At 67.3% G+C, this 21,610-nt stretch carries 21 protein-coding genes; 19 read left to right on the top strand and 2 right to left on the bottom strand.

What is annotated here, in order from left to right; translation table 11 throughout:
* Nucleotides 1-48 precede the first annotated feature (48 nt).
* Nucleotides 49-1,056, bottom strand: coding sequence for an LLM class F420-dependent oxidoreductase (locus NBW77_RS16230; RefSeq protein WP_250279953.1), 1,008 nt, complete (start codon nt 1,054-1,056; stop codon nt 49-51).
* 153 nt (nt 1,057-1,209) lie between these two features.
* On the opposite strand from NBW77_RS16230, the gene NBW77_RS16225 reads away from it, so the two are divergent.
* Nucleotides 1,210-2,187 carry an LLM class flavin-dependent oxidoreductase gene (locus NBW77_RS16225; protein ID WP_250279952.1) on the top strand — a complete coding sequence of 326 codons (978 nt, stop codon included), beginning with the start codon at nt 1,210-1,212 and terminating at the stop codon, nt 2,185-2,187.
* A gap of 65 nt (nt 2,188-2,252) precedes the next feature.
* Here NBW77_RS16225 and NBW77_RS16220 read toward each other — a convergent pair whose 3' ends face one another.
* Nucleotides 2,253-3,029, bottom strand: coding sequence for a FadR/GntR family transcriptional regulator (locus tag NBW77_RS16220; RefSeq protein WP_131744870.1), 777 nt, complete (start codon nt 3,027-3,029; stop codon nt 2,253-2,255).
* A gap of 360 nt (nt 3,030-3,389) precedes the next feature.
* On the opposite strand from NBW77_RS16220, the gene NBW77_RS16215 reads away from it, so the two are divergent.
* The 18 genes from NBW77_RS16215 to NBW77_RS16130 all read left to right on the top strand — a co-directional run.
* Nucleotides 3,390-3,950: a DoxX family protein gene (locus tag NBW77_RS16215; protein WP_131744880.1), complete on the top strand. Its 561-nt coding sequence runs from the start codon at nt 3,390-3,392 to the stop codon at nt 3,948-3,950.
* Nucleotides 3,951-4,328: 378 nt separating this feature from the next.
* Complete coding sequence (locus tag NBW77_RS16210; protein WP_131744869.1) at nt 4,329-5,948, top strand: DUF2142 domain-containing protein; 1,620 nt, start codon at nt 4,329-4,331, stop codon at nt 5,946-5,948.
* Between the two features lie 141 nt (nt 5,949-6,089).
* Nucleotides 6,090-8,462, top strand: coding sequence for a protein kinase domain-containing protein (locus NBW77_RS16205; RefSeq protein WP_349817027.1), 2,373 nt, complete (start codon nt 6,090-6,092; stop codon nt 8,460-8,462).
* 687 nt (nt 8,463-9,149) lie between these two features.
* Complete coding sequence (locus NBW77_RS16200; RefSeq protein ID WP_131744868.1) at nt 9,150-11,813, top strand: sensor histidine kinase; 2,664 nt, start codon at nt 9,150-9,152, stop codon at nt 11,811-11,813.
* Nucleotides 11,813-12,232 (top strand): roadblock/LC7 domain-containing protein, encoded by a 420-nt coding sequence (locus NBW77_RS16195; RefSeq protein ID WP_131744867.1) that lies wholly within the window; start codon nt 11,813-11,815, stop codon nt 12,230-12,232. The genes NBW77_RS16200 and NBW77_RS16195 overlap by 1 nt, the downstream gene beginning before the upstream one ends.
* 109 nt (nt 12,233-12,341) lie before the next feature.
* The gene (locus NBW77_RS16190) at nt 12,342-12,710 is read left to right on the top strand and encodes a DUF742 domain-containing protein (RefSeq protein ID WP_131744866.1); all 369 of its coding nucleotides are present in this window, start codon (nt 12,342-12,344) and stop codon (nt 12,708-12,710) included.
* Nucleotides 12,691-13,323 (top strand): GTP-binding protein, encoded by a 633-nt coding sequence (locus tag NBW77_RS16185; protein WP_131744865.1) that lies wholly within the window; start codon nt 12,691-12,693, stop codon nt 13,321-13,323. The genes NBW77_RS16190 and NBW77_RS16185 overlap by 20 nt, the downstream gene beginning before the upstream one ends.
* Before the next feature lie 18 nt (nt 13,324-13,341).
* Nucleotides 13,342-14,412 (top strand): helix-turn-helix transcriptional regulator, encoded by a 1,071-nt coding sequence (locus NBW77_RS16180; RefSeq protein ID WP_131744864.1) that lies wholly within the window; start codon nt 13,342-13,344, stop codon nt 14,410-14,412.
* 326 nt (nt 14,413-14,738) lie between these two features.
* Nucleotides 14,739-15,065: a TcmI family type II polyketide cyclase gene (locus NBW77_RS16175; protein WP_131744863.1), complete on the top strand. Its 327-nt coding sequence runs from the start codon at nt 14,739-14,741 to the stop codon at nt 15,063-15,065.
* Between the two features lie 69 nt (nt 15,066-15,134).
* Nucleotides 15,135-15,389 (top strand): acyl carrier protein, encoded by a 255-nt coding sequence (locus NBW77_RS16170; RefSeq protein ID WP_131744862.1) that lies wholly within the window; start codon nt 15,135-15,137, stop codon nt 15,387-15,389.
* A gap of 67 nt (nt 15,390-15,456) precedes the next feature.
* Nucleotides 15,457-15,933 (top strand): SRPBCC family protein, encoded by a 477-nt coding sequence (locus NBW77_RS16165; protein WP_131744861.1) that lies wholly within the window; start codon nt 15,457-15,459, stop codon nt 15,931-15,933.
* Nucleotides 15,934-15,979: 46 nt separating this feature from the next.
* Nucleotides 15,980-16,393 (top strand): cupin domain-containing protein, encoded by a 414-nt coding sequence (locus NBW77_RS16160; protein ID WP_131744860.1) that lies wholly within the window; start codon nt 15,980-15,982, stop codon nt 16,391-16,393.
* Between the two features lie 29 nt (nt 16,394-16,422).
* Nucleotides 16,423-17,727: a beta-ketoacyl-[acyl-carrier-protein] synthase family protein gene (locus NBW77_RS16155; RefSeq protein WP_284346940.1), complete on the top strand. Its 1,305-nt coding sequence runs from the start codon at nt 16,423-16,425 to the stop codon at nt 17,725-17,727.
* Nucleotides 17,724-18,998, top strand: a complete 1,275-nt coding sequence (locus tag NBW77_RS16150) for a beta-ketoacyl synthase N-terminal-like domain-containing protein (protein ID WP_131744859.1) — start codon at nt 17,724-17,726, stop codon at nt 18,996-18,998. The genes NBW77_RS16155 and NBW77_RS16150 overlap by 4 nt, the downstream gene beginning before the upstream one ends.
* Before the next feature lie 91 nt (nt 18,999-19,089).
* Nucleotides 19,090-19,395: an antibiotic biosynthesis monooxygenase family protein gene (locus NBW77_RS16145; RefSeq protein WP_131744858.1), complete on the top strand. Its 306-nt coding sequence runs from the start codon at nt 19,090-19,092 to the stop codon at nt 19,393-19,395.
* Nucleotides 19,392-19,709 (top strand): antibiotic biosynthesis monooxygenase family protein, encoded by a 318-nt coding sequence (locus NBW77_RS16140; protein ID WP_131744857.1) that lies wholly within the window; start codon nt 19,392-19,394, stop codon nt 19,707-19,709. Before NBW77_RS16145 ends, NBW77_RS16140 begins: the two co-directional genes overlap by 4 nt.
* Before the next feature lie 718 nt (nt 19,710-20,427).
* Nucleotides 20,428-20,841 (top strand): roadblock/LC7 domain-containing protein, encoded by a 414-nt coding sequence (locus tag NBW77_RS16135; protein WP_131744856.1) that lies wholly within the window; start codon nt 20,428-20,430, stop codon nt 20,839-20,841.
* A 32-nt stretch (nt 20,842-20,873) separates the two neighbouring features.
* Nucleotides 20,874-21,610: hypothetical protein (locus tag NBW77_RS16130; protein WP_250279951.1), on the top strand; the 737-nt coding region annotated here is incomplete at its 3' end.

The raw sequence follows: 21,610 nt of genomic DNA, 5'->3' as shown, positions 1-21,610 counted from the left end.
CCTCGTCCCTGCGGTCGAATCAGCCAACCGGCTCGTATCGGCTGCGAATCAACTACGGACGGCGTCGAGAACCTCCGGCCAGATGGCCGGGTCGCTCTCATAGGTCGCGTAGAAGGTGATGCGGGTGGAAACGTCGCCGTACCGCTCCCGCAGGCCCTTGCCGACCTCCGCGGGCGACCCGACGATGGAAAAGGTCCGCAGGATCTCGTCGTCGATGAGGTCGCCCATCTCCGACCAGCGGTTCTGCTTGGTCATCCGGGTGAGCTCGACCTGCAGGTCGCCCCAGCCGTGCAGGTCGAGGACCCCCCGGTACGCCGGGGTCGAGGCGTAGAAGGCGATCTGCTTCTTCGTGCCGGCGATCGCCGTGGCGAGCTCGGCCTCGTTGCGGCCCACGGTCGCGAACGCGGGCCCGGCCAGCACGAAGTCCGACAGGGTACGGCCGACCTTCGCCCGGCCGCGCTCGAGCGCGGGCAGGGTGACCTCGCGCAGGTAGCGCGGCGTCGAGAACGGGTGGAGGAAGATACCGTCCGCCACCTCGGCGGCCACTTCGGTCATCTTCTCGCCGACCGCCGCCAGGTACACCGGCGGCGGACCCCACTCGTGCGCCGCGGGGGAGAAGAACGGAGTCATGAGGGTGTGCGTGTAGAACTCACCCTCGAACGACAGCGGTGTCCCGTTCTGCCAGGTGTCCCAGATCGCGTGCAGGGCGAGCACGAACTCGCGCATGCGCGCCGCCGGTTGCGACCAGGGCATCGAGAAGCGCCGCTCGATGTGCGGCTTGACCTGGGAGCCCAGGCCCAGGATGAACCGGCCACGGGAGTAGCGGGCCAGGTCGAAACCCACGTTGGCCACTGTCATCGGGGTCCGGGCGAAGGCGATCGCGATGGAGGTGCCGACCGTCATGTTCTGTGTGGCGTCGGACGCGTGCAGCGACAACAGGAAGGGATCATGCTGCGTCTCGCCTATCCACAGGCCGTCGTACCCGGCGGTCTCCGTCTCCTGCGCGTTCGCCCTGACACTGTCGATGTCCTTCGGAAGCGTTTTATCGATCTTCACAGGGCCTCCCAGGGCGACCGGCGGGTAGCGCGCCGCGACCCGGCGCACTCCAGGACACGAAGATGCTTCATCTGTATTGTCTACCTTATTCACTCGCGTGGTGGCGAGGTCTACGGCACGCCGGCACCGTCCGGACGAAGGGGACTGAGAAGCATGCAGGTTGGCCTCTACTTCGACCTCCGCAACCCGCCGGACCGCCGCCAGGACCCGTCCCGCCTGTACGGCTTCACCCTGGAGATGTGCCAGGAGGCGGAGCGTCTGGGCGCGGACTCGATCTGGGTGACCGAACACCACCTGTTCGATGACGGCTACCTCCCGCAGCCGCTCACGTTCGCCGCGGCCATCGCGGCACGCACGAGCCGGGTACGCATCGGCACCGGCATCCTGATCGCTCCGTTGCACTCGGCGGTCGAGATCGCCGAACAGGCCGCCGTGGTGGACATCATCAGCGGTGGACGCCTCGATCTCGGCCTCGGCGCCGGCTACCGGGTACCCGAGTTCGAGCTGTACGGCGCCGACCAGTCGAAGCGGTACACCGTCACGGACGAGCGGGTCCGTGAGCTGCGGCGGATCTGGGCCGAAGGCCGGGTCACCCCACGGCCCGTCCAGGACCGGCTGCCCATCTGGCTCGGATACCTGGGGCCCCAGGGCGCCCGGCGGGCAGGTCTGCTCGGCGAGCATCTCCTCACCGCGTTCGGACCGAACGCCGTCCCCTATACCAAGGCCCTCGCCGAGGCCGGGCACGACCCTGCCGTCGCGCGGATGGGCGGCGGCATCCAGGGCTGGGTGAGCGAGGACCCGGAACGGGACTGGCCGGTCGTCGGCCAGCACCTCGCCTACCAGCTTGACTCCTACCGCCGGCACATGGTGGAGGGAACCGGCGCGCCGACGCCGCGGCCGGTCGACCCCGACCGCATCCGCAACCACAAGGCGCCGAAAGGGTCGCTCGACTACTTCCACTACGGCACGCCCGAGGATGTCGCGAGCAGCATCCGGGTCTTGGTCGGAGACGCTCCGGTCGACACGGTGTACCTGTGGGCCTCGCTCGGCGGGATGCCCGAGGAGCTCGTAGCCCGACACGTCAACCTCGTGTGCACCAGGCTCGCGCCACTGCTGCGCTCGGCGGCCTGACGGGGGGCGCACACCTGGCGGTGCCGTGCCGTGGCCTGCCGTGGCCTGCCGTGGCCGAAGGAACCTCAGCCAAGCACGTCCAGCACGCTGGCCTCGTCGAAATGCTGGAGGAGGACCTGGTTGGTCTCCACCACGTGCCGCCGCCAGAAGACCTCGGCTCCGGTGGCATCGCCGGCAGCGATCAACTCGACCAGTCTCCGGTGGGCCCGCAGAGCCAGCTCGTCCTCATGGGACTCTCTCCCCTCGCCGGAGGGCAGGGCGGCCCGGTGCACCATGATCACACCCGTGATCAGATGGCGCAGCATCCCTGTCAGAACCCCCAGCGTCTGGTTGCCGGCCAGCTCGACCACAGTTTCGTGGAAGTCCGTATGTGCTGACACGAGGCTTTCCGGACCGGCCAGCCGCCGCTCGTCCTCGTCCAGGTGCGCCGTCAGCGCGTCGATGTCCCGCCGCCGCCGCCGTGCCGCCAACAGGCGGACAGCCGGCGGTTCGATCACCGAACGTGCCTCCAGGACATCGGCAACCGTCACATTGTCGTACTGCAGGACCAGCCCCACGAAACGCGCCGCGACATCACTGTTGGGCACATGTACCCGCGCCCCGCCGTGCGCGCCCCGCCGCACGCCGATCAGACCCTCCGATTCCAGAACCCGGAACGCCTCACGCAGCGTCGGCCGCGAGACATCGAACCGCGCCATCAACGACGCCTCGTTGGGGAGGCCGTCGCCTTCCCTAAGATCACCACGGATAATCTGTCGACGTAGGGTGGCCGCCACCAACTCGGCAGTCTTGGGCACCCGAACGTGACCAGTCGCGTCGATGTCGGTTGGGCGTCTGTTCATCGATCCATCGTATAGTTCATTGAGCCATCACCGAAACCTGCCTGCGGCCTGCCCGGCCGACCGCTCCCGGCATCCCCCTTCCACGCGCTTTCGCCGCCGTCCGGTAGACGAGAACGGACACCGACCGGCCACCCGCCACCCGCCCGGCCAGGGCGCCACCCAGGGCTGGAACCCGTCCACCCGCCCTGTCCAACGCACCCACAAATCGTGTAGACAAACAGCCAAATCGTGTACACAAAAGGTGGCGAAGGGTGGTGCGTATGCCGTGGTGTGCGACTCGACTCCGACGGACCGGTTCGCATGACGCCCAGTGCCACGGCGGGCGACATCGATCCACCCGCACTTTCCTGGGAGCGTGAAATGACCCATATCGACACTGCCATCCTGCTGATCCGGCTCTGTGTGGGCCTGACACTGGTTGCGCACGGATGGAACCACCTCTTCGGCGGTGGTCGGATCACGGGCGCGGCCCGCTGGTACGGATCCATGGGCCTTCGCCCCCCGGTCGTGCAGGCCTGGATGTCAGTACTGTTCGAGTTTGCGGCAGGCATCGGCCTCGCCGCCGGATTCCTCACTCCTCTCGCCGCAGCGGCCGGAGTCGGCCTCATGGTGGTCGCGGGAGTCGTCGCGCACCGGCCCAACGGGTTCTTCGTGTTCCGCGAGGGCTATGAATACGTCCTGATGATCGCAATCATGTCGATCGCGATCGCCACGGCAGGTCCGGGCAAGGCCTCGCTCGACCATGCGATCGGACTGGGTGGGGCCGGCTGGGCCGGTTTCGGTATCTCCGCGGGCCTCGGGCTCGCGGGCGCGATCGCCCTCCTGGTGACCAGCTGGCGGCCCCAACCCACGAGCACGCCACCAGCCCAGCCCGCGGACGGGCAACCCGCCACCACGTCAACGACGGATACATCATCCTGACGTCGTCAGAACGTGCTCGACCTCCGACGGCAGCCGGCCGCATGGTTGGCCGTCTGATCTGATCCGCCGACGGCGGAGTCCACCGCGAACCGTGCCCCAGGGGCCGTCAGGCGAGGTGGACTCCGCCGAACTATGCCGACCTTCGGATCGTGTGGTACCGGTCGACCGGTTCGGGTGTTGACGAGGCTCTGGGTACCATCACGACTGGTATCTGCCGTATACACCACATACGCCACGAGGGGAAGGCGGTTGCGCCCTCAGATGCGGACCGGAGAAGAGGAGCCTACGGTTACCCCGCGCAACAGGCATTCGGAGGGTCGCCATGCGGGATTTTAAAAAGCTGTCGACGAAAATCCTGTCTCATGGCGGTAACCTCCGATGAGGAAACGTCCGGAGCCCGGCGTCCGATATCTGCTCGCGCCGGCCCTCCTCCTTGCCGCGCTGACCGGGTGGATTCTGCTGTGGACGCTCACGAACCCGCCCGGAACCGCTCCGGACGAACCCAGCCACTATGTGAAAGCGGTGGCTGCGGGACGGGGGGAAATACTCGGCGATCCGGTCCCGATCGCTGAACTGCAAGCTCTCAAAGCATTCAGCGAGGATTCGCTGCGCCAGGTCCGGAACGCCTACCGCAGCTTCTCCGTCCCGATCGAGCTGCGCACCACGACGAGTCCTCCGTGTACCGCGTTGCACCAGGACGTGCCAGCCACCTGCCTGAACAAACCACCGACCGTCCCGACCGGCCGGGTCGACAGCATCGTCGGCGCCTACCCGCCATGGCTGTATCTGCCCGAGGGAGCGCTCACCTGGGCGGCATGGTCCGTCCCGTCGGGTTATGTCCTGGCCCGGATGGGTTCGGCGCTGGTCTCGGCAGGGTTGCTCGCAGCCGGGCTCCGGCTCCTTCTCGGTGGACGGCGCGGCCATCGTCCCCTGCTGCTGGCCGGGGTCGCGGTCGCGGTCACGCCGATGGCGGTCTTCCTCAGCTCGCAGGCCGGCACCAGTGGCGCGGAGGTTGCCGGCGCGCTGGCATCCGGCGCCGCGGTGCTGCGGCTGTCCCGGACGGAACCCGCGCAGGCCCGGACCTGGTGGGCCGCCGGCGCGGTCCTGGGCGTGACGGCGCTGAGCCGCCCCCTGGCACCGCTGTGGGTCATGCTCGCGATCGCCATCGGGCTCGGGCGCCTTTCCCTACGCGGGGCATGGAGCCGGATCCGCTCGGGCGGACGGGCCGCGGCCGGCGCGGTCGCGATTGCCACGGTGGGAACCGCCGTCTGCGTCGTCTGGACCCAGAGCCTGTCACTGCGAACCCCGGTGCTGTGGGACCGGTTCGGGCACGGGCTCGTGGTCGCCGCCGGTCTGGTCCCCGCCTCGGCACGCCAGGGGGTCGGGGTCTTCGGCTGGCAGTCCGTCCCGCTGCCGGCAGCCGTGTACTGGCTGTGGGGACTTCTGGCCGCTGGGCTGTTGCTGGTCGCGCTCGCGGTCGGACGGTGGCGCGATCGCCTGCTGCTCGCCGGGAGCGTGCTCGCGGTCGCGGTCGTGTACGAACTGCTCGCCGCGGCGGTGTTCATCCAGAACGGCTTCGGGATGCAGGGGCGGTACATCCTGCCGGCGCTGGTCATGCTGCCCCTGCTTTGCGTCGAGGTACTGGCCGATCGACTGCCCGCGCGGGTTTCCCGCTACAGCGCCCCGGTCGCGTCCGCCGTCATCGGCCTGACCGCGGTCGGCCAGTTCGTCGCCTGGGCCGCCAACGGCCACCGGTACGCGGTCGGCCTGCACGGACCGGTCTGGTTCGCGTCCAACCCGGCATGGTCGCCGGCGGGTGGGTGGCTGGTGTGGATGGTTCTCGCCTGCATACCCTTCGTCCTCACCATCGCCGCGGCAGTGGTCGCCTACCGGCAGGCACGTCCCGGACCAGGCCACATCCTGGTCGACCGGGGTCTGACCGACAGGACTCGGGTGGCCGGGAACGCAGTCGACGTCTCCGATACCAGGATGTCATGAACCGGCGACTGTCATGAACCGGCAGCTGTCATGAGCCGGCGACTGTCATGAACCATCGGATGCGGCGAACGCCGACTCCCCCGCCGAGTGGCATGCTGCACTGGGACAACGCGGCGTAGGAAAGATTGCGGAGGGCGCGACGTGGCTGCCGCTCCAGAAGAGAACCGCATGGTGGCGGGAAGGTATCTGCTCATCGCACGGCTGGGCGCCGGCGGAATGGGCACGGTCTGGCGCGCCTTCGACCAGATGCTGTTGACCGAAGCCGCGCTCAAGGAGATCGACCTCGGTGGCGATCTCTCGCCGTCCGAACGTCACGACCGGGTCGAGCGGGCGCTGCGAGAGGCCCGGCACGCAGCCCGGCTACGCAGCCACCCGAATGTGGTCACCATCCTCGACGTGGTCGTCGAGGATGGGCTGCCATGGATCGTGATGGAGCTCGTGGCGTCCCAGTCGTTGTTCCAACTGGTTCGCGACCACGGACCACTGCCCGTCACCGAGGTGGCACGCATCGGCATCGCGGTGGGCGACGCCCTGTCCGCCGCCCACTCCTTCGGCATCCTGCACCGCGACGTCAAGCCCTCGAACGTGCTGATCGGGACGGACGGCCGGGTGGTCCTGACCGACTTCGGCATCGCGACCCGCGACTCCGACTCCGCCCTCACCGTCACCGGGGTGCTGGGGACACCCTCGTACATGTCACCCGAACGGTTGAACGGCGATCCCGCGACACCCGAGGCGGATCTGTTCGGCCTCGGCGCGACGCTCTACTTCGCCGTGGAGGGTCGGCCACCGTTCTACCGGGACACCTTCGCCGCGATGGTGGCGGCGATCCTGTTCCAACCGCCGTCACCGACCAACCGGGCAGGCCCGCTGGCGGAGGTCCTTGCCGGGCTGCTCGACAAGGATCCCCGTGACCGGCTGACGGCGCAGCGGGCATGCCAGCTCCTCTCCGACATCGCGGTCGCACGGCCGTCCACCGGCGGGCAGACTCCCGCCACACAGGTCACAGCCACGCAGGTCGCGGGCGGTACCAACCAGGCACGGCCGCAGACGCCCGGCGTCCAGGCAGGACCGCCGGAGGCGCGAGCGGCCCCCGCAGCCCGGCGTCCGACGATCGTCAGGCGTGACGACGTCGGCGCGCGCTACGCCTTCGACGCGGCCGCCGAGATCGCATCCGCCGGTCGAAGCGGAGATGCCGGCGCCGACCGGCCCGCCGCACCGACGGACCAACCCGCCGACCGGCATCCCGACCAACCTGTCGTACTGGCGCCGCCGTCGAACCTGACCGCCAGGGAGGAGGACGGCGCGGTGGTACTGCACTGGAACCCGCCGGAGTCGTCCGGGCCGGTGGCCTACCGCGTTCTGCGGGTGGTGACGGACCCTGCCACGCAGAGCGGACGGTCCGAACGCAGCCTCGGCACGACCGGATCCAACGAGCTGTCCGACGCGGGTGTCCCCCGAGGTGTGCCGGTCTGGCACGAGGTGATGTCGACTGCCGGTGGCAGACGCTCGGAGCCGGCACGGACCGACCCGATGGTGATCGCCCCGGACGTCACCGAGTTGCGCGCCCACATGGACGGTGACGGCGTGGCGCTGTCGTGGCAGCTCGAACAGGGCTATGACGACGTGCTGATCGAGCGGAGCTTTGACGAGTCCTCCTCCTTCCACGGCGCCATCCGACGGTTCCGTGGGTCGGGCGGGCGCAATGTCGACCGCGAGGTGCAGACCGGGGCCACCTATCGCTACCGGGTGCGAGTGTCCTATCCGGACACGTTCGGCGCGTTGGCCCATACGAAGGGCGCGGAGGTGGTCGTGACTGTGATCGCACGCCCCCGTCCGGTACTCGACCTCGAGGTGGACAGCAGCGGCAGCGTGACGACGCTGCGGTGGACGACGGTACCGGGCTCGGAAGTACGGATCTACGCCACCGAACCCCCCGCGGGCTTACCCGGTCCGGGGGGGCCTGTCGCGGACGGGGCGGCCGACTCCACGACGGGCCCGTTCGGACCGGTCGACACCGAACTGCTCGCCGCCTCTTTGGAAGGGCTCGGCCGGCTGGTGGGCAACAGCAGGCGTGGGCGCCTCCCCGATCTAAATGCCGTGGCCACCGGCCCGATCGTGTACACACCGGTCAGCATCGCCGGGAACCGTGCGGTTGTCGGCCGTTCCACATCCCATCACGCCGGCGAAGGCGTCCGGAACCTGCGAGCCGTCGACCGCGGCACCGAGATCATCCTGACGTTCCAGATGCCGCCGGGCATCACCGAGGCCCGGGTCCTGTGGCGCCGCGACACACCGCCCACCGGGCCGGACGATGCGGCCGCCCGGAGCGCCAAGGTCACCAACACCACTCTGGAGATCAGAGGTGGCTGGCACCTGCCCGCACCCGATGACGGGCTGGCCTACCATTTCGCCGTGTATCCCCTGGTCCGGTCCGCCGACGGGGTTCAGGCGCTGCCCACCGGCGCGCACGTGCTCGTCCGTGCCGGCACCCACTTCACCCAACCCGGCTGATCCGACTCCCTTGGCCGTGACGGCGTCGGGCGCCCCGCCGTCGACTACCCGGCGTTCCGGTCAGTCACTGATAACGATCAACCGGAACGCCGTGCCTCGTTGCCGTGCATCAGAGACGAACCCGAACCCCCGCAGCCGCCCGACATCTCACAACAGGTAAGGCGATCGTCGCGGCAATGCCTGATTTCATACAGCTGCAATCCTCAAGTAACAGGGATAAGTCCGGGACATATTCCAGACCATTTTTGAGAGAATTCAATGGTCCCGCCCACCAGGTGTGGACCAACCCGGGAACCCGCCTGCCGCCACATCCGGAACTCCACATGAACAACGTATGACGTTGCCGGATCCACCGATCCGTCGCCGGCCGCGGAGTCCTGTGTGCGACACAAACCGGAAGACAATAAAAATTGATAGTTCGGAATGCTGATCAACAAAAAACCACTGGATCATCTTTTGGTACCCACCTGCCGTCCGGGATCGTCTTTCCGCTCTCGGAACGACGGCGAGCCACAATTTCACCCGGGTATGCCCCGACCGAATCCGGACTTTTCACTCGAGTAGAGTCGTCTCGCCCACGGGGGAAAGTATGGGCTCCGCCTTCGTACCCGGCCACGGCGAAGCCATGACAGGAAGACCGCTCGCACCTACCAGGCGCCCGGGCACGGCGTCGAACGAGAGGACCGGATGCTCCAGAACTGGCCAATCCGCTCCAAGTTGGTAGCTATTCTCATCGTTCCGCTGGTAGCACTGGCCGTATTCAGTGCCATCCAGGTGCGGGCGAACCTCGAAAGCGTCAGCACAAGTGATCGGATCCGGGTCCTCGCGGGTTTCTCCATCAAGGTCAACGACCTTCTCGACGCGCTCCAGAAGGAACGCAACGCGTCGGGCACGTACGTCGGAAGCGGATTTCGGGCCGGCGTGGACGACGTACGATCCACCCGTACCCCGACCAACGCGGCCGTGGACGCTTACCGGACCGGCGCGGCCAGGCTGCCCCAGAGCGCGACCAAGAACCTGCAACCCGTCCTGGACGCTATTCAGCAAGAACTCGATCAGCTTCCCGCCCACCGCCAGGCGATCGACCAGCAACAGACGGACCGCGACAAGAACGTGGCCTTCTATACCAAGGCGGTCACGGACCTGCTGAACGTCGTTGCCCAGGTCGGCCTCGGGACCGAGAACGCCGAGCTGGTGAACATGGCGGCGAGCCTGACCAGCATGACGCGGGCGAAGGAAGCCGCCGCCCTGCAACGCGGCTACGTCGCCGTGATCCTCTTCCTCCGCCAGAGCAACGTCGGGATCGTCAAACTGATCCAGTCAAGTGGCGGCGCCGAAGACGCCTGGATCACGCAGTTCCGTACCACCGCGTCACAGCAGGAACAGGACTTCTACAACAGGACGGTCGGCCCGACCGTGGACGGCGTGTCGCAAATGCGTGACGGCACGGTGTTCGCGGCCCAGATGAGCCAACCGATCACCGTCAACCCGCAGGCATGGCTGACGGCCGCTGACAACAAACTCGCCCGGATGCGCGAGGTGGAAAACCAGATCGCGGTCGACCTGGAGAAGCGAAGCGACAGCATCGCGTCGAGCGCGAGCCACGGGGCCTGGATCGGTGTCGGCATCGTGGTGCTGGTCCTCGCCGTGTCGATCGGCATCTCGCTGCTCGTGGCGAGCCCGATGATCCGTCAGCTCAGGCGACTGCGGCAGGCCGCTCTCGAGGTCGCGGACCATCGCCTGCCCGACGTTGTGGAACGGCTGCACAACGGGGAACAGATCGACCTCGATACCGAGGTGTTCCCCGTCGTGGTCCGGACCAAGGATGAGATCGGTCAGGTGGCCGACGCCTTCAGCACCGTCCACCAGGTCGCCGTGCGCACCGCTGTCGAGCAGGCCGCGATGCGTAAGAGCATCGGTGACACGTTCCTCAACCTGGCCCGTCGAAGCCAGGCGCTGATCCACCGCCAGCTCAAGGTCATCGACGGGCTGGAGCGCAAGGAGACCGACCCGGACGAGCTCGCCGAGCTGTTCCGGCTCGACCACCTCGCGACCCGGATGCGGCGCCACGCCGAGGACCTCATCGTGCTGTCCGGTTCGAAACCAGCCCGTGGCTGGCGTCGGCCCGTCCCGCTCAAGGACGTCGTCCGCGGTGCGGTCGCCGAGGTCGAGGACTACACCCGGGTCAAAGTTCTCCCGATCAGCGGTTCCGCCGTCGGCGGGCACGCGGTCGGTGACGTGATCCACATGCTCGCCGAGCTGATCGAGAACGCGACCTCCTTCTCGCCACCGCACACTCCCGTGAACGTCTCCGGGCACGAGGTCTCCAACGGCTGCGTGGTCGAGGTCGAAGACCGCGGCCTTGGTATGACCGACGAGGAGTACGCCGAGATCAACGGACGGCTGAGCAACCCGCCTCCCTTCGACCTGCGGACCAGTGAGCGACTCGGCCTGTTCGTCGTCGGCCGGCTGGCGCAGCGGCACGCGATCCAGGTCCAGTTGCGGCCGTCCCCGTACGGCGGCACCCTTGCGATCGTCCTGCTCCCGACCGCCCTGCTCCGCGGAGGGGACGAGACCGCGGGCCAGCCGACACCGGCGAGCTTCGGTCACACCACCGAACCAGGGCTTGATCTGTCCTTCAACGGCTCCACCGAACCCGCGGAGCTGATGTCCGTGGGCGCGGCGGTGGGCTCGGGTGGCAGCGGTGAGGACCGGACGCTCATGGATGACCTTCCGGTGTTCGCCACAATCCGCTCAAGCTGGTTCGTTTCCGAGCGGGACGGACTCGGGTCCACCAACCCCGGGACACCTGCGGAAAGCTCTGAGCGGTGGTCACCACCGAACGCTCCGGTGGCGCCCGCCGGCTGGGGCGCGGCACCGGACACCCCAGCCCAGTTGCTGGAGCCGTCCGATCTGTGGGCCGAACCACCGGACTCACCGGCCCAACCGGCCCCACCGGCCCCACCGCTCGGCCGGTGGGCCGAACCACCGGACTCGCCGACACAGTGGACCGCCTCCGCGCACGGCGACGACCGGTTTGCGACACCAGGACTCGGCTCGGGATTCGGCATGCAACCTCCCGCGCTCCCGCGGACACTCGCACCGGCATCGCCTGCCACCGAGATAGTGAGAACCGAGACAGGACTGCCCAGGCGGAAGCGGCGCGCCAGCCTTGCGCCCGAGCTTCGAGGGACGTCCGACACCGACCCCCCGGCACCGGGGGTCCTCGCCGGCCCACGGTCGCCGGAGGAGATCCGGGCGATGATGTCCTCCTTCCAGTCCAACTTCGGCCGAGGCATACAGGACGGACCCAATCTGAACGGTAGCGATGACGCCAGGAAGGTGATCTGATGCGCCACATCGGCCCGGCCGAGAACATGAGCTGGCTGTTGAACAACCTCACCAGGAAAGTCCCGGAGGTTACCCACGCGATCGTGCTGTCGTCCGATGGTCTGTTGCTGGCCACCTCGAACGGGATGGACCGGACAACGGCCGACCAGCTTGCAGCGGTCGCCTCGGGCTTCAACAGCCTCGCCCGGGGCGCCGGGCGTTTCTTCGGCGGCGGCAACGTCCGTCAGACAATCGTGGAGATGGAACAGGGCTTTCTTTTCGTCACGGCGGTTGGCGACGGATCCTGCCTGGCTATTCTCAGCACGCCGGGAGCCGATATCGGTCTGATCGCCTACGAGATGGCCCTGCTGGTCATCCGTGTCGGCGAGTTCCTGACTCCCGAGCTGCGCGCTGAAATGCAGGCCGCCCTGCCACGGTAACGGCTCACTGGCCTACGGCCATCAGCTTTCGGCGGCGCGGTCACGACTTTTCCCCGCGCCGCCGAAGGCCCGAAAGGGACCTGAAACCATGCCCTGATCAGGAGGACCGGTGGACGAGGAGTGGTTCGATGAGGAGGCGGGTCCGGTCGTCCGCCCCTACGCCGTCACCGGCGGCCGTACGCGGCCGGCGGCCAATCGCGCGCTGGAGCTGGTAGCCCTGGTCTCGACAACGGCGCACGGGCGGGCGATGGTCCGAAATCTTGATCCGGAACAGCAGGACATCGTGATGCTCTGCCAGAACCTCCAGTCTATTGCGGAAATCTCCGCGCAGCTCAACCTTCCGGTCGGCGTGGCACGGGTCCTCGTCGGCGACATGATCGACGCCGGTCTCGTCCACGTCACCCGTCCAGCCCGACCGACCGAGCGTCCCGACGTAGCGCTGATGGAGAAGGTGCTCGATGGACTTCAGACCCTCTAGAACGGATACGACCAGGCCCCCCGCGCCCAGCCCGGTAAAGATCATAATTGCCGGCGGGTTCGGTGCGGGCAAGACGACGTTTGTCGGTGCGGTCAGTGAGATCCCCCCGCTCACCACCGAGGCAGCCCTGACCTCCGCCAGCCTCGGCATTGACGACACGTCCCAGGTCAATACCAAGACCACGACAACCGTCGCCATGGACTTCGGCCGGATCACCCTGCTCGACAGCGTGATCCTCTATCTGTTCGGCACGCCGGGCCAGGACCGGTTCTGGTTCATGTGGGACGAGCTGGTCCTCGGCGCCATCGGTGCCATCGTGCTCGTGGACACCCGCCGACTCGCCGACTCGTTTCCGGCGGTCGACTACTTCGAGGAGCGTGACATCCCGTTCCTGGTGGCGGTCAACCGGTTCACCGGGGCCAAGGAATACCAACTCGAGGACGTCCGTAACGCGCTCGATGTCGACATCCGGCGGCCCATCGTCTTCTGCGACGCGCGTCGGCGGGAGTCCGTCCGCCAGACCCTGATCGCGCTGGTCCGCCACTCACTCGACACGGTCGCGACCGAGGCCCGGCAACGGGGTCTCTCCGAGGCCATCCCCCACGTCGACTAGTCGGCGTGGGAGAGGCAGGTGTCCGATCTTCTTGGTCTCGACGAGACTTCCCTTGCCGCCTACCGGTTATGGCTACGCCAGGAGGACATGACCACCGAGGACGTGAGTGCGGCCCTTGGGCAACCTCCCAGCATCATCCAACGAGCCCGCGACAGGCTCGTCGAACTCTCACTGCTGGTGCAGTCGCGGGAGAAGCCGGGCCATCTCATAGCGGTGCACCCCGAGGTTCCGCTGGAACAGCTGCTCCGCCAGCAGCACGGCCAGCTGATCCGTCGTCAGGAGCAGCTCATTCGCCACGAAGCGCAGCTCATCCGCGCACGTATGCAGTTGAGCACACTGGTCGATGACTACGAACAGGGCCGTCAGGTCATGGGCTCCGGCGCCCAGGTGGAACGCCTCGACAACGCCGAAGCCGTCCAGGCCGCGCTGACGAAGCTGGTGACCCGGGCCGAACGAGAGGTACTCGCGCTTCACATCGGGCCCGGACCGGGGCCGACCGCGACAGCGGCGAGTACGCAGGCGGTACTGCGAGCACTTGACCACGGAGTCGCCATGCGCAGCGTCTACTCCCGTACGGCCTGGTCGGACGACGCGACTGCCGCCTATGCGCGCACCGCGGCAGCGCACGGTCTGGACCTGCGGCTGGCCGACGCCCTGCCAGCGGGCATAACCACTGTCGACCAGCGGATCGGCCTGGTCCTGCTGGCGCCCGACGCGTCTGAGGGCCATGCGCTACTCCTGCGGGATGCAGCCCTGACAGACCTGGTCATCAAGCTGTTCGACCAGGCCTGGGAAACCGCGGAACCCCCTGATCCACAAGGCCTCGAAAAGGCGGCTGCCAATCACAACGCCCATGACCCGGACGCCCGGAACTCCGACGACCCGGAACCTGCTGATCAGGAGCCGAGCGATCAGGAACGCATGCTCCTGCAGCTGCTGAGCCTCGGTGCGAAGGACGAGGCCGCGGCCCGACATCTCGGGGTGTCAGTCAGGACCGTTCGCCGCATGATTGCCGATCTGATGCGCCGGATGGACGCACGCAGCCGTTTCCAGGCCGGGATCCTCGCGGCAGAAAGAGGATGGTTATAACACCATCGTACGAGCGGGCGCCAGGTGTTGGCATAAAGCTGCCAATACATGTTCCTGCCACGCCAACTTCGAGACACAAACGGCCCAATACAGCATGCTTCCGTAGGGAGAAGGGCCGGGCCGGCCGGGTACTGTTGGGCAACAGTGGCTGATCCGGTCCTGAGACCGGCATGTGCAGGCGAGCACGCCCAGTCGTCGGCACCCGCCGGCAATCCTTGCGACGCCGACGTCGCACGCCTTCACCCACATTCTCTCGAATATAGCCAGGGAGCAGGAGTGTCGATATTCTCCGACCCGGTGCTACCGGCCGTTCACAAGGCTGCCGGATGACGCACCGGACTCTTATCGTCGCCCGTATGGAAGCGGACGACGAGGCCGCGGTGGCCGATGTTTTCCGCGAGTCCGACGACGGTCAGCTACCGAATCTGCTAGGTGTCGTCCGCCGGGATCTCTTCAGGTTCCATGGACTGTACTTCCATCTGATCGAAGCCGCTGACGACGTCGGCCCGGCGCTACCCGTCATCCGCGATCACCCTTTGTTCGTGGACGTCAACACAAAGCTTGGGAAGTACGTCACCGCATACGATCCGGATACCTGGCGCAGCCCGCGGGACGCAATGGCCAGGAACTTCTACTCCTGGGTCGCCGACTGATCATTCCAGGCCTCGCTGTTCGCCTGCGCCATTGGCATGCCTGACCACCGACACTAAGGAGAGAGCATCATGGCACATTCGTGGAGCACCGATCAGTTGCTCGACTTCCTCGTCGAGCAGACCGTCCTCGCCTCCGAGGACCGACCCGACCACCTTGATGTCACCTTCGAGGAGGTCGGAATGGACTCACTCGCCTATCTGCATCTACAGACCGTTGTTTTCGACGCGTTCGGTGTCGAGCTGCCCGCGGAACCACCCGCCGGTTACACCCTCGCGCAGATTCTCACCGCCGTCAACGCCGATGCCCGTCAGGAAGTCGCCTGAGCTGGTACCGCACGGGGTGACCCTGCGGGACGACCCTGCGGGACCATGACGTCAACCGAACGGAGAAATGATGGCGCACACGGAGAACTCGATCCTGATCGATGCGGAAATAGGTTTCGTCTGGATGACTACAAACGATCTCGAAGGCTGGCCAGGTCTTTTCACCGAATACGCCTCGGTAGAGATCCTGGAGCATCTGGGCCAGACCTTCAGATTTCGCCTCACCATGCACCCGGACCCGGACGGGAAGGTCTGGAGCTGGGTTTCGGAACGAACGTTGGACCCGGACAAGTACCGCGTTGAGGCACGCCGGGTCGAGCCAGGCCCCTTCGAGTACATGAACATCGAATGGACATACGAACCCGAGGGAACCGGCACCCGGATGCGCTGGGTTCAGGACTTCCACATGCGTCCGGACGCCCCGGTGGACGACGAGTGGATGACCAACAACATCAATAACAATACCCGGCGGGAGATGGGCGTCATCCGGGACAAGGTCGAACGAGCGGCGCGGGCCGTCAGCGCCGTGCCGGAACAGGCCTGATCGACCGACCACCGAAGGCCCCCAGGGATGATGTGAGGGAGAAGCCATGACCGTGACAACCAGCGGCCCGGGCACCACACCGGTCGTGCTGTCCATCCACGATGTCCCGGCCAACCGCCGGCGCGGCGGGGACATCCGCACCCTGCTGTCCCCCGGGACGGTCGGGGCCAAGTCCGGCTTCCTCGGCACGTTGACGTTGCAGCCGGGCGAGGTCGTCACCGAGCACTGGCATCCGTACTCGGAGGAGTTCCTCTACTGCGTCTCGGGCGGCGTCACCGCGCGGCTGGACGGCGAACACACGAAACTGCCGGCCGAACACGGCCTGCTCATCCCCATCGGCACGCGGCACCGGATCGTCAACGAGGGAAACGAGACCGCCTTCCTCGTCTTTCATCTGAGCCCGCTGGCACCGCGCCCCGACCTCGGCCACGTGGACACCGAACCGCTCCCGCGGACCTGATCGCCCGTGCCCGAACCGGGAAGTACCCCATGAACGAGAAGTACCCCATGAAGGAGCTGGAAGTGAGAAGGACGGCCATCACCGGCATCGGAGTGGTCGCACCGGGAGGCACGGGCCGCAAGGAGTTCTGGGATCTCCTGACGGAGGGCCGCACAGCCACCAGGCGCCTGTCGTTCTTCGACCCGACGCAGTTTCGCTCCCAGGTCGCGGCCGAATGCGACTTCGACCCGAAAGCCGCCGGCCTGACCCCACAGGAGATCGCCCGTAACGACCGGTTCATCCAGTTCGCTCTCGCCGCCGCGACCGAGGCGGTGGCGGACAGCGGGTTGGAACTCAGCGCCGACCGGGACGCCAACGGTCCCGTGGTGGGTGTGAGCCTCGGCAGCGCGGTCGGCGCGACCACCCGCTTGGAGAACGAATACGTGGTCGCCAGCAACAGCGGCCGCGACTGGCTTGTAGACCCGAACTACGCGTCGTCGTTCCTGTACCACGCTCTGGTGCCGAGCTGCCTGGCCACCGAGGTGGCGTGCCGGTTCGCGGCGCATGGTCCCGCGTTCGTGGTCTCGACCGGCTGCACCTCCGGAATAGACGCGGTCGGGTACGGCCACCAGCTCATCGTCGACGGCGAGGCCGACATCGTGATCGCGGGGGCGACGGACGCGCCGCTGTCCCCGATCTCGATCGCCTGCTTCGACGCGATCCGCGCAACCTCGGCCCGCAACGACGATCCCGAGCACGCCTCCCGCCCCTTCGACGCCACCCGGGACGGATTCGTGATGGGCGAGGGCTCGGCCGTACTCGTGCTGGAGGAGCTCACGCATGCCCGAGCCCGAGGTGCGCATGTGTACTGCGAGATCACCGGCTACGCCGCGCGCTCGAACGCCTACCACATGACCGGGCTGAAGTCCGACGGCCTCGACATGGCTGACGCGATCTCGGACGCGCTGCGCCAGGGCCGCACCGACCCGACCCGGGTCGGCTACGTCAACGCCCATGGTTCGGGCACCAAGCAGAACGACCGGCACGAGACCGCGGCGTTCAAGAAGTCGCTGGGGCAGCACGCTTACCAGGTTCCGGTGAGCTCCATCAAGTCCATGGTTGGCCACTCCCTCGGGGCGATCGGCGCCATCGAGATCGCCGCCTGCGCGCTGGCGATCGAGAACCGCGTTGTCCCGCCAACCGCGAACTGGAGCAGGCGGGACCCCGAATGTGACCTGGACTACGTCCCGAACATCGCCCGCGACCACGACGTGGACGTGGCGCTGTCGGTCGGCAGCGGTTTCGGCGGGTTCCAGTCGGCCATCGTGCTCGACCGTGGAGGAGATGCCAGGTGAGCACCCCCGGACGGGCTACCCGTCCCGTCATCACCGGCGTCGGAGTGATCGCCCCCAGCGGCATCGGTGCCGAGGAGCACTGGCGCTCGACACTGCGCGGCGAGCTGCGGGTCGGGCCGATCACGGGCTTCGACGCCAGCCGGTACGCCACCACACTCGCCGGTCAGGTCGACGGATTCGACCCTGCCGACCATCTCAGCGGCCGAATCGTCCTACAGACCGACCGGTGGACGTGGCTGGGAATGGCAGCCACCCAGCTCGCCATGACCGATGCCGCCTACGACCCGGCCGCGCATGACCCGTACGCGACCTCCGTGGTGTTCGCGAGCGGGTCCGGGGGGAACGACTTCGGACAGCGGGAGATCCAGCGGCTGTGGAGCCGGGGTCGTCAGGCGGTCAGCGTCTACCAGTCCATCGCCTGGTTCTACGCGGCGACCACCGGCCAGACCTCGATCCGCCACGGTGTCAAGGGTCCATCCGGAGTAGTGGTCTCCGACGCCGCCGGCGGGCTCGACAGCCTCGCGCAGGCACGGCGGACCATCCGCCGCGGAACTCCCACGGTTCTCGCCGGCGGCGCCGAGGCCGGTCTGACCCCGTATGCGCTCACCTGCCAGACCACAGGTGGACGGCTCACCACCGGCCGGGAACCTCAGGCGGGCTACAAACCGTTCGACCGGTCCGCGGACGGCTACGCACCCGCCGAGGGCGGCGCGACACTCGTCGTGGAAGATCCCGCATCCGCGGCGGCCCGCGGCACGCCGAAGGTGTACGGCGAGATCGCCGGGTACGCGGCAACCCACGACGCACACCATCATCGCGACCCCGCACCCGACCCCCGCTGGTACGCCGAGGCGATGCGCCGGGCGCTCGCGGACGCTAACCTCACCCCTGCCGACATCGATGTGATCTTCGCTGACGGCGCGGGATCACCCGATCTGGACGACCTTGAGGCCCAGGCGATCCACCTGGCGTTCGGCGCCCATGCCGAGCGCGTCCCCGTTACCGCTCCGCAGGGCTTCATCGGCCGGATGTGTGCGGGCGGCTCCGCGCTGGCAGCCGTGAACGCACTGCTGTGCATCCGCGACGGGGTGATCCCGGCCGTGGGCAATCTCGACGAACCCGTGTCCGAATACCGCCTCGATCTGGTCCGCGAACCGCGGAAGGCAGCGGTGCGGGTCGCGATGGTCAACGCCCGCGGCTACGGCGGCTTCAACAGCTCGCTGATCCTGCGGGCCGTCCAAACATCCACACCCCATGGGGGAGACGACTGATGGACTCCGGACTCAAGAGCAGGCCGGCTCTGGTCAGCGACGCGGCCCGCTACATCACCGGGGCGACCCCGCACGTCGACGGCGGAATCCGATGATCAGAGCAACCCTGCGGATGCGGGTCCGGCCCGGCCGGGAGGAGGACTTCACCGCCGCCTGGAAGAAGATCGCACTGACCGCGAGCCGGACGCCTGGCAACCTGCGCCAGGCCCTGCTGCGTGGCGGCCCACACGAGTTCGTGATCACCAGCGACTGGGACGACCGGGAGTCGTTCCACGCTTTTGAGCGCAGCCCGGAGCAGGACGCCCTGACCGCACCCCTACGCGAGTTGCGCGAAAGCGCACAGTTGGAACTCACGGACATCCTGTCCCATTTCGACAGCACGGGAGATGACCGATGACCGCACGCATCCTGGTGTTCGCGAGTGTCGCCCCCGAACTGGCGCACGGGTTCGAGCAGGCCTACACCCAGGTCACGGCACGGATGAAGGGCACGCCCGGCCTGCTGGGGGACGAGTTGCTGCGGGACGGGGAGGATCCCGGCCGTTACCTCCTGCTCAGCGAGTGGGAGAGCGAGGAGCAGTTCCTCGCCTGGGAGTCCGCGCCGATCCACCAGGAGATCACCGTTCCGATGAGGCCGTACTGGTCCGGGAGCTTCGAACGCCGGATCTACAACCTCGCCGCACGGCTCGAACAGGAGGTCGCTGTCGGCTGACCAGCGCCATCGGCCGACCGTGACGGCCCCACCCGTCCCCCCGTCCCCCCGTCCGCATCCGGTGGACGGGGGGACGGTCTGTCCTATGACCAGGGTTTTTTTGATCCGCCCAGGTTTGCGGAAGGGTCGATCCAGACAAAAACGACTTAACTTCTGAAAAGCAGAAAACAGCCTATTCATGAGTCGCGCGTATAATGCGGGAAAACCGGTCACAACCAGGTTGTGGTGAAAGCACCCGATGCGTATGGGTCGCTACCGATCGAGGTTGAAACAGTTACCGCCGCCCGGAGTCATCGGCAACCTCGCGGCAACCGCCGAAACGGCGGCGCAGCACAATCACAGCAACAGGACAGCCAGCGGATCCATCGACCTGCGCGACAGCGGCCGGCCGAGCAAACGGCCGAGCAGGGCATAAGCTTGCGCATCGGCCCGGCCGGATCACACCAGGTTGCACGACTTCCGGGACGGTCCGATGGGCGTAAAGGCTGTCAGAAAGGCGCAAAGTGTACTACCGGAGTCACGGAGGATCGATTCGTCCGAGGGAACCGGGGCACAACCACGGGAGCAGGGTGGGCACCGTGGGTCCGGTGTCCTCGCCCGGCGGTACGCCGTGCGCTGATCCGGGTGACGCCTGCTCGACCGCGGAACGGCAGCCGTCCAGGCCTGTTTGCGCCGCGTCCGAACGCGTGCGCCCGCCGCTCGACCGGCAGGGGGACGCATGACCGGGGAGACGTCGCGGGGGCCGGAGCTGGACTGGCTCATCAACAATTTCGTCAAGTCGGTACCCGGGGTCGCGAACGCCATTGTCGTGTCGGCCGACGGTATTCTTCTCGCGGTTTGTGACGGTTTTCCACGCGAGCGGGCCGAACAGCTCGGCGCGGTTTCCTCCGGGCTACTCAGCCTGACCCTTGGCGTGGCAGTCCTGATGGACGCCGGAGCGGTCGCCCAGACGATTGTCGAGATGGATAAGGGAACCCTGCTGCTCATGGCCATCGGTGACGGCGCCTGTCTGTCCGTTCTCACCTCCAACTCGTGCGAAATCGGACTTGTCGGATACGAGATGACGCGGCTGGTCGTCCGGGCACACGACTCCCTCGCGCCCGCGAAACGCGGCGAGCCGGGCGTCGGATAACCAGCGCAGGCCGAAATATCCCGGGAGTCCGGATGGACACCGTCGCAGACCTCTATCACCGGGTGATCGTCGAGCCCGGAAAGCAACCACTGTTCGTGCTGCTCGTGGCGTTCATCGTCACATTTCTGTTCATTCGACTCAGCGTCCGGATGATCCGCTCCGGGGTGTCGTGGTGGCCGGGTAACGTCGCGGCCGGCGGAACCCACGTCCACCATGTCGTCTTCGGGATCGTCTTCATGTCCGTCGCCGGGGTGGGGGCATTCACCCCGGCCGGCGGCTCCTCACCGTGGTGGGACCTGCTGGCGGCTCTGTTCGGTGTCGGGATCGCCCTCGTCCTGGACGAGTTCGCCCTGGTCCTGCATCTGGAGGATGTCTACTGGAGCGAGAAGGGCCGTATGTCGGTCGATGCGGTGATTCTTGGGATTGCGGTCACCGGGCTGCTCGTCCTGGGTAGCCTGCCGTTCGGGGTGAACGGGCTCGACAACGGCCAGAGCACAGCCCTGTGGGACTATGTGGTAACGCTTCTTCTCAACGTCGCGCTGGTCGTCATCACGTTCCTGAAAGGTAAGCTACAGCTGGGGATCATCGGGCTGCTCATCCCGTTCGTCGCACTGATCGGCGCGATCCGGCTGGCCCGTCCAGGCTCGCCGTGGGCACGGTGGCGCTACCACGGCGGATCCCACAAGGCGGCCCGAGCCGACAGGCGGGCGATGCGCCACGACGAACGGTGGACCCGCCGCAAGAACCGGTTTTTCGATCTGATCGCCGG

Origin of the sequence: Frankia sp. Cppng1_Ct_nod, from assembly GCF_920656135.1 — a bacterium.
GTDB classification, from domain to species: domain Bacteria; phylum Actinomycetota; class Actinomycetes; order Frankiales; family Frankiaceae; genus Protofrankia; species Protofrankia meridionalis.
The sequence above is the reverse complement of the archived record's forward strand: the minus strand, read 5'-3'. Positions and strand labels throughout refer to the sequence as shown.

What these genes read in the sequence shown, in the direction of transcription:
- NBW77_RS16225 (WP_250279952.1), top strand. Translation starts at nt 1,210, where the DNA reads ATGCAGGTTGGCCTCTACTTCGACCTCCGCAACCCGCCGGACCGCCGC.
- NBW77_RS16220 (WP_131744870.1), bottom strand. Translation starts at nt 3,029, where the DNA reads ATGAACAGACGCCCAACCGACATCGACGCGACTGGTCACGTTCGGGTG.
- NBW77_RS16215 (WP_131744880.1), top strand. Translation starts at nt 3,390, where the DNA reads ATGACCCATATCGACACTGCCATCCTGCTGATCCGGCTCTGTGTGGGC.
- NBW77_RS16210 (WP_131744869.1), top strand. Translation starts at nt 4,329, where the DNA reads ATGAGGAAACGTCCGGAGCCCGGCGTCCGATATCTGCTCGCGCCGGCC.
- NBW77_RS16200 (WP_131744868.1), top strand. Translation starts at nt 9,150, where the DNA reads ATGCTCCAGAACTGGCCAATCCGCTCCAAGTTGGTAGCTATTCTCATC.
- NBW77_RS16195 (WP_131744867.1), top strand. Translation starts at nt 11,813, where the DNA reads ATGCGCCACATCGGCCCGGCCGAGAACATGAGCTGGCTGTTGAACAAC.
- NBW77_RS16185 (WP_131744865.1), top strand. Translation starts at nt 12,691, where the DNA reads ATGGACTTCAGACCCTCTAGAACGGATACGACCAGGCCCCCCGCGCCC.
- NBW77_RS16175 (WP_131744863.1), top strand. Translation starts at nt 14,739, where the DNA reads ATGACGCACCGGACTCTTATCGTCGCCCGTATGGAAGCGGACGACGAG.
- NBW77_RS16170 (WP_131744862.1), top strand. Translation starts at nt 15,135, where the DNA reads ATGGCACATTCGTGGAGCACCGATCAGTTGCTCGACTTCCTCGTCGAG.
- NBW77_RS16165 (WP_131744861.1), top strand. Translation starts at nt 15,457, where the DNA reads ATGATGGCGCACACGGAGAACTCGATCCTGATCGATGCGGAAATAGGT.
- NBW77_RS16160 (WP_131744860.1), top strand. Translation starts at nt 15,980, where the DNA reads ATGACCGTGACAACCAGCGGCCCGGGCACCACACCGGTCGTGCTGTCC.
- NBW77_RS16155 (WP_284346940.1), top strand. Translation starts at nt 16,423, where the DNA reads ATGAACGAGAAGTACCCCATGAAGGAGCTGGAAGTGAGAAGGACGGCC.
- NBW77_RS16145 (WP_131744858.1), top strand. Translation starts at nt 19,090, where the DNA reads ATGATCAGAGCAACCCTGCGGATGCGGGTCCGGCCCGGCCGGGAGGAG.
- NBW77_RS16140 (WP_131744857.1), top strand. Translation starts at nt 19,392, where the DNA reads ATGACCGCACGCATCCTGGTGTTCGCGAGTGTCGCCCCCGAACTGGCG.
- NBW77_RS16135 (WP_131744856.1), top strand. Translation starts at nt 20,428, where the DNA reads ATGACCGGGGAGACGTCGCGGGGGCCGGAGCTGGACTGGCTCATCAAC.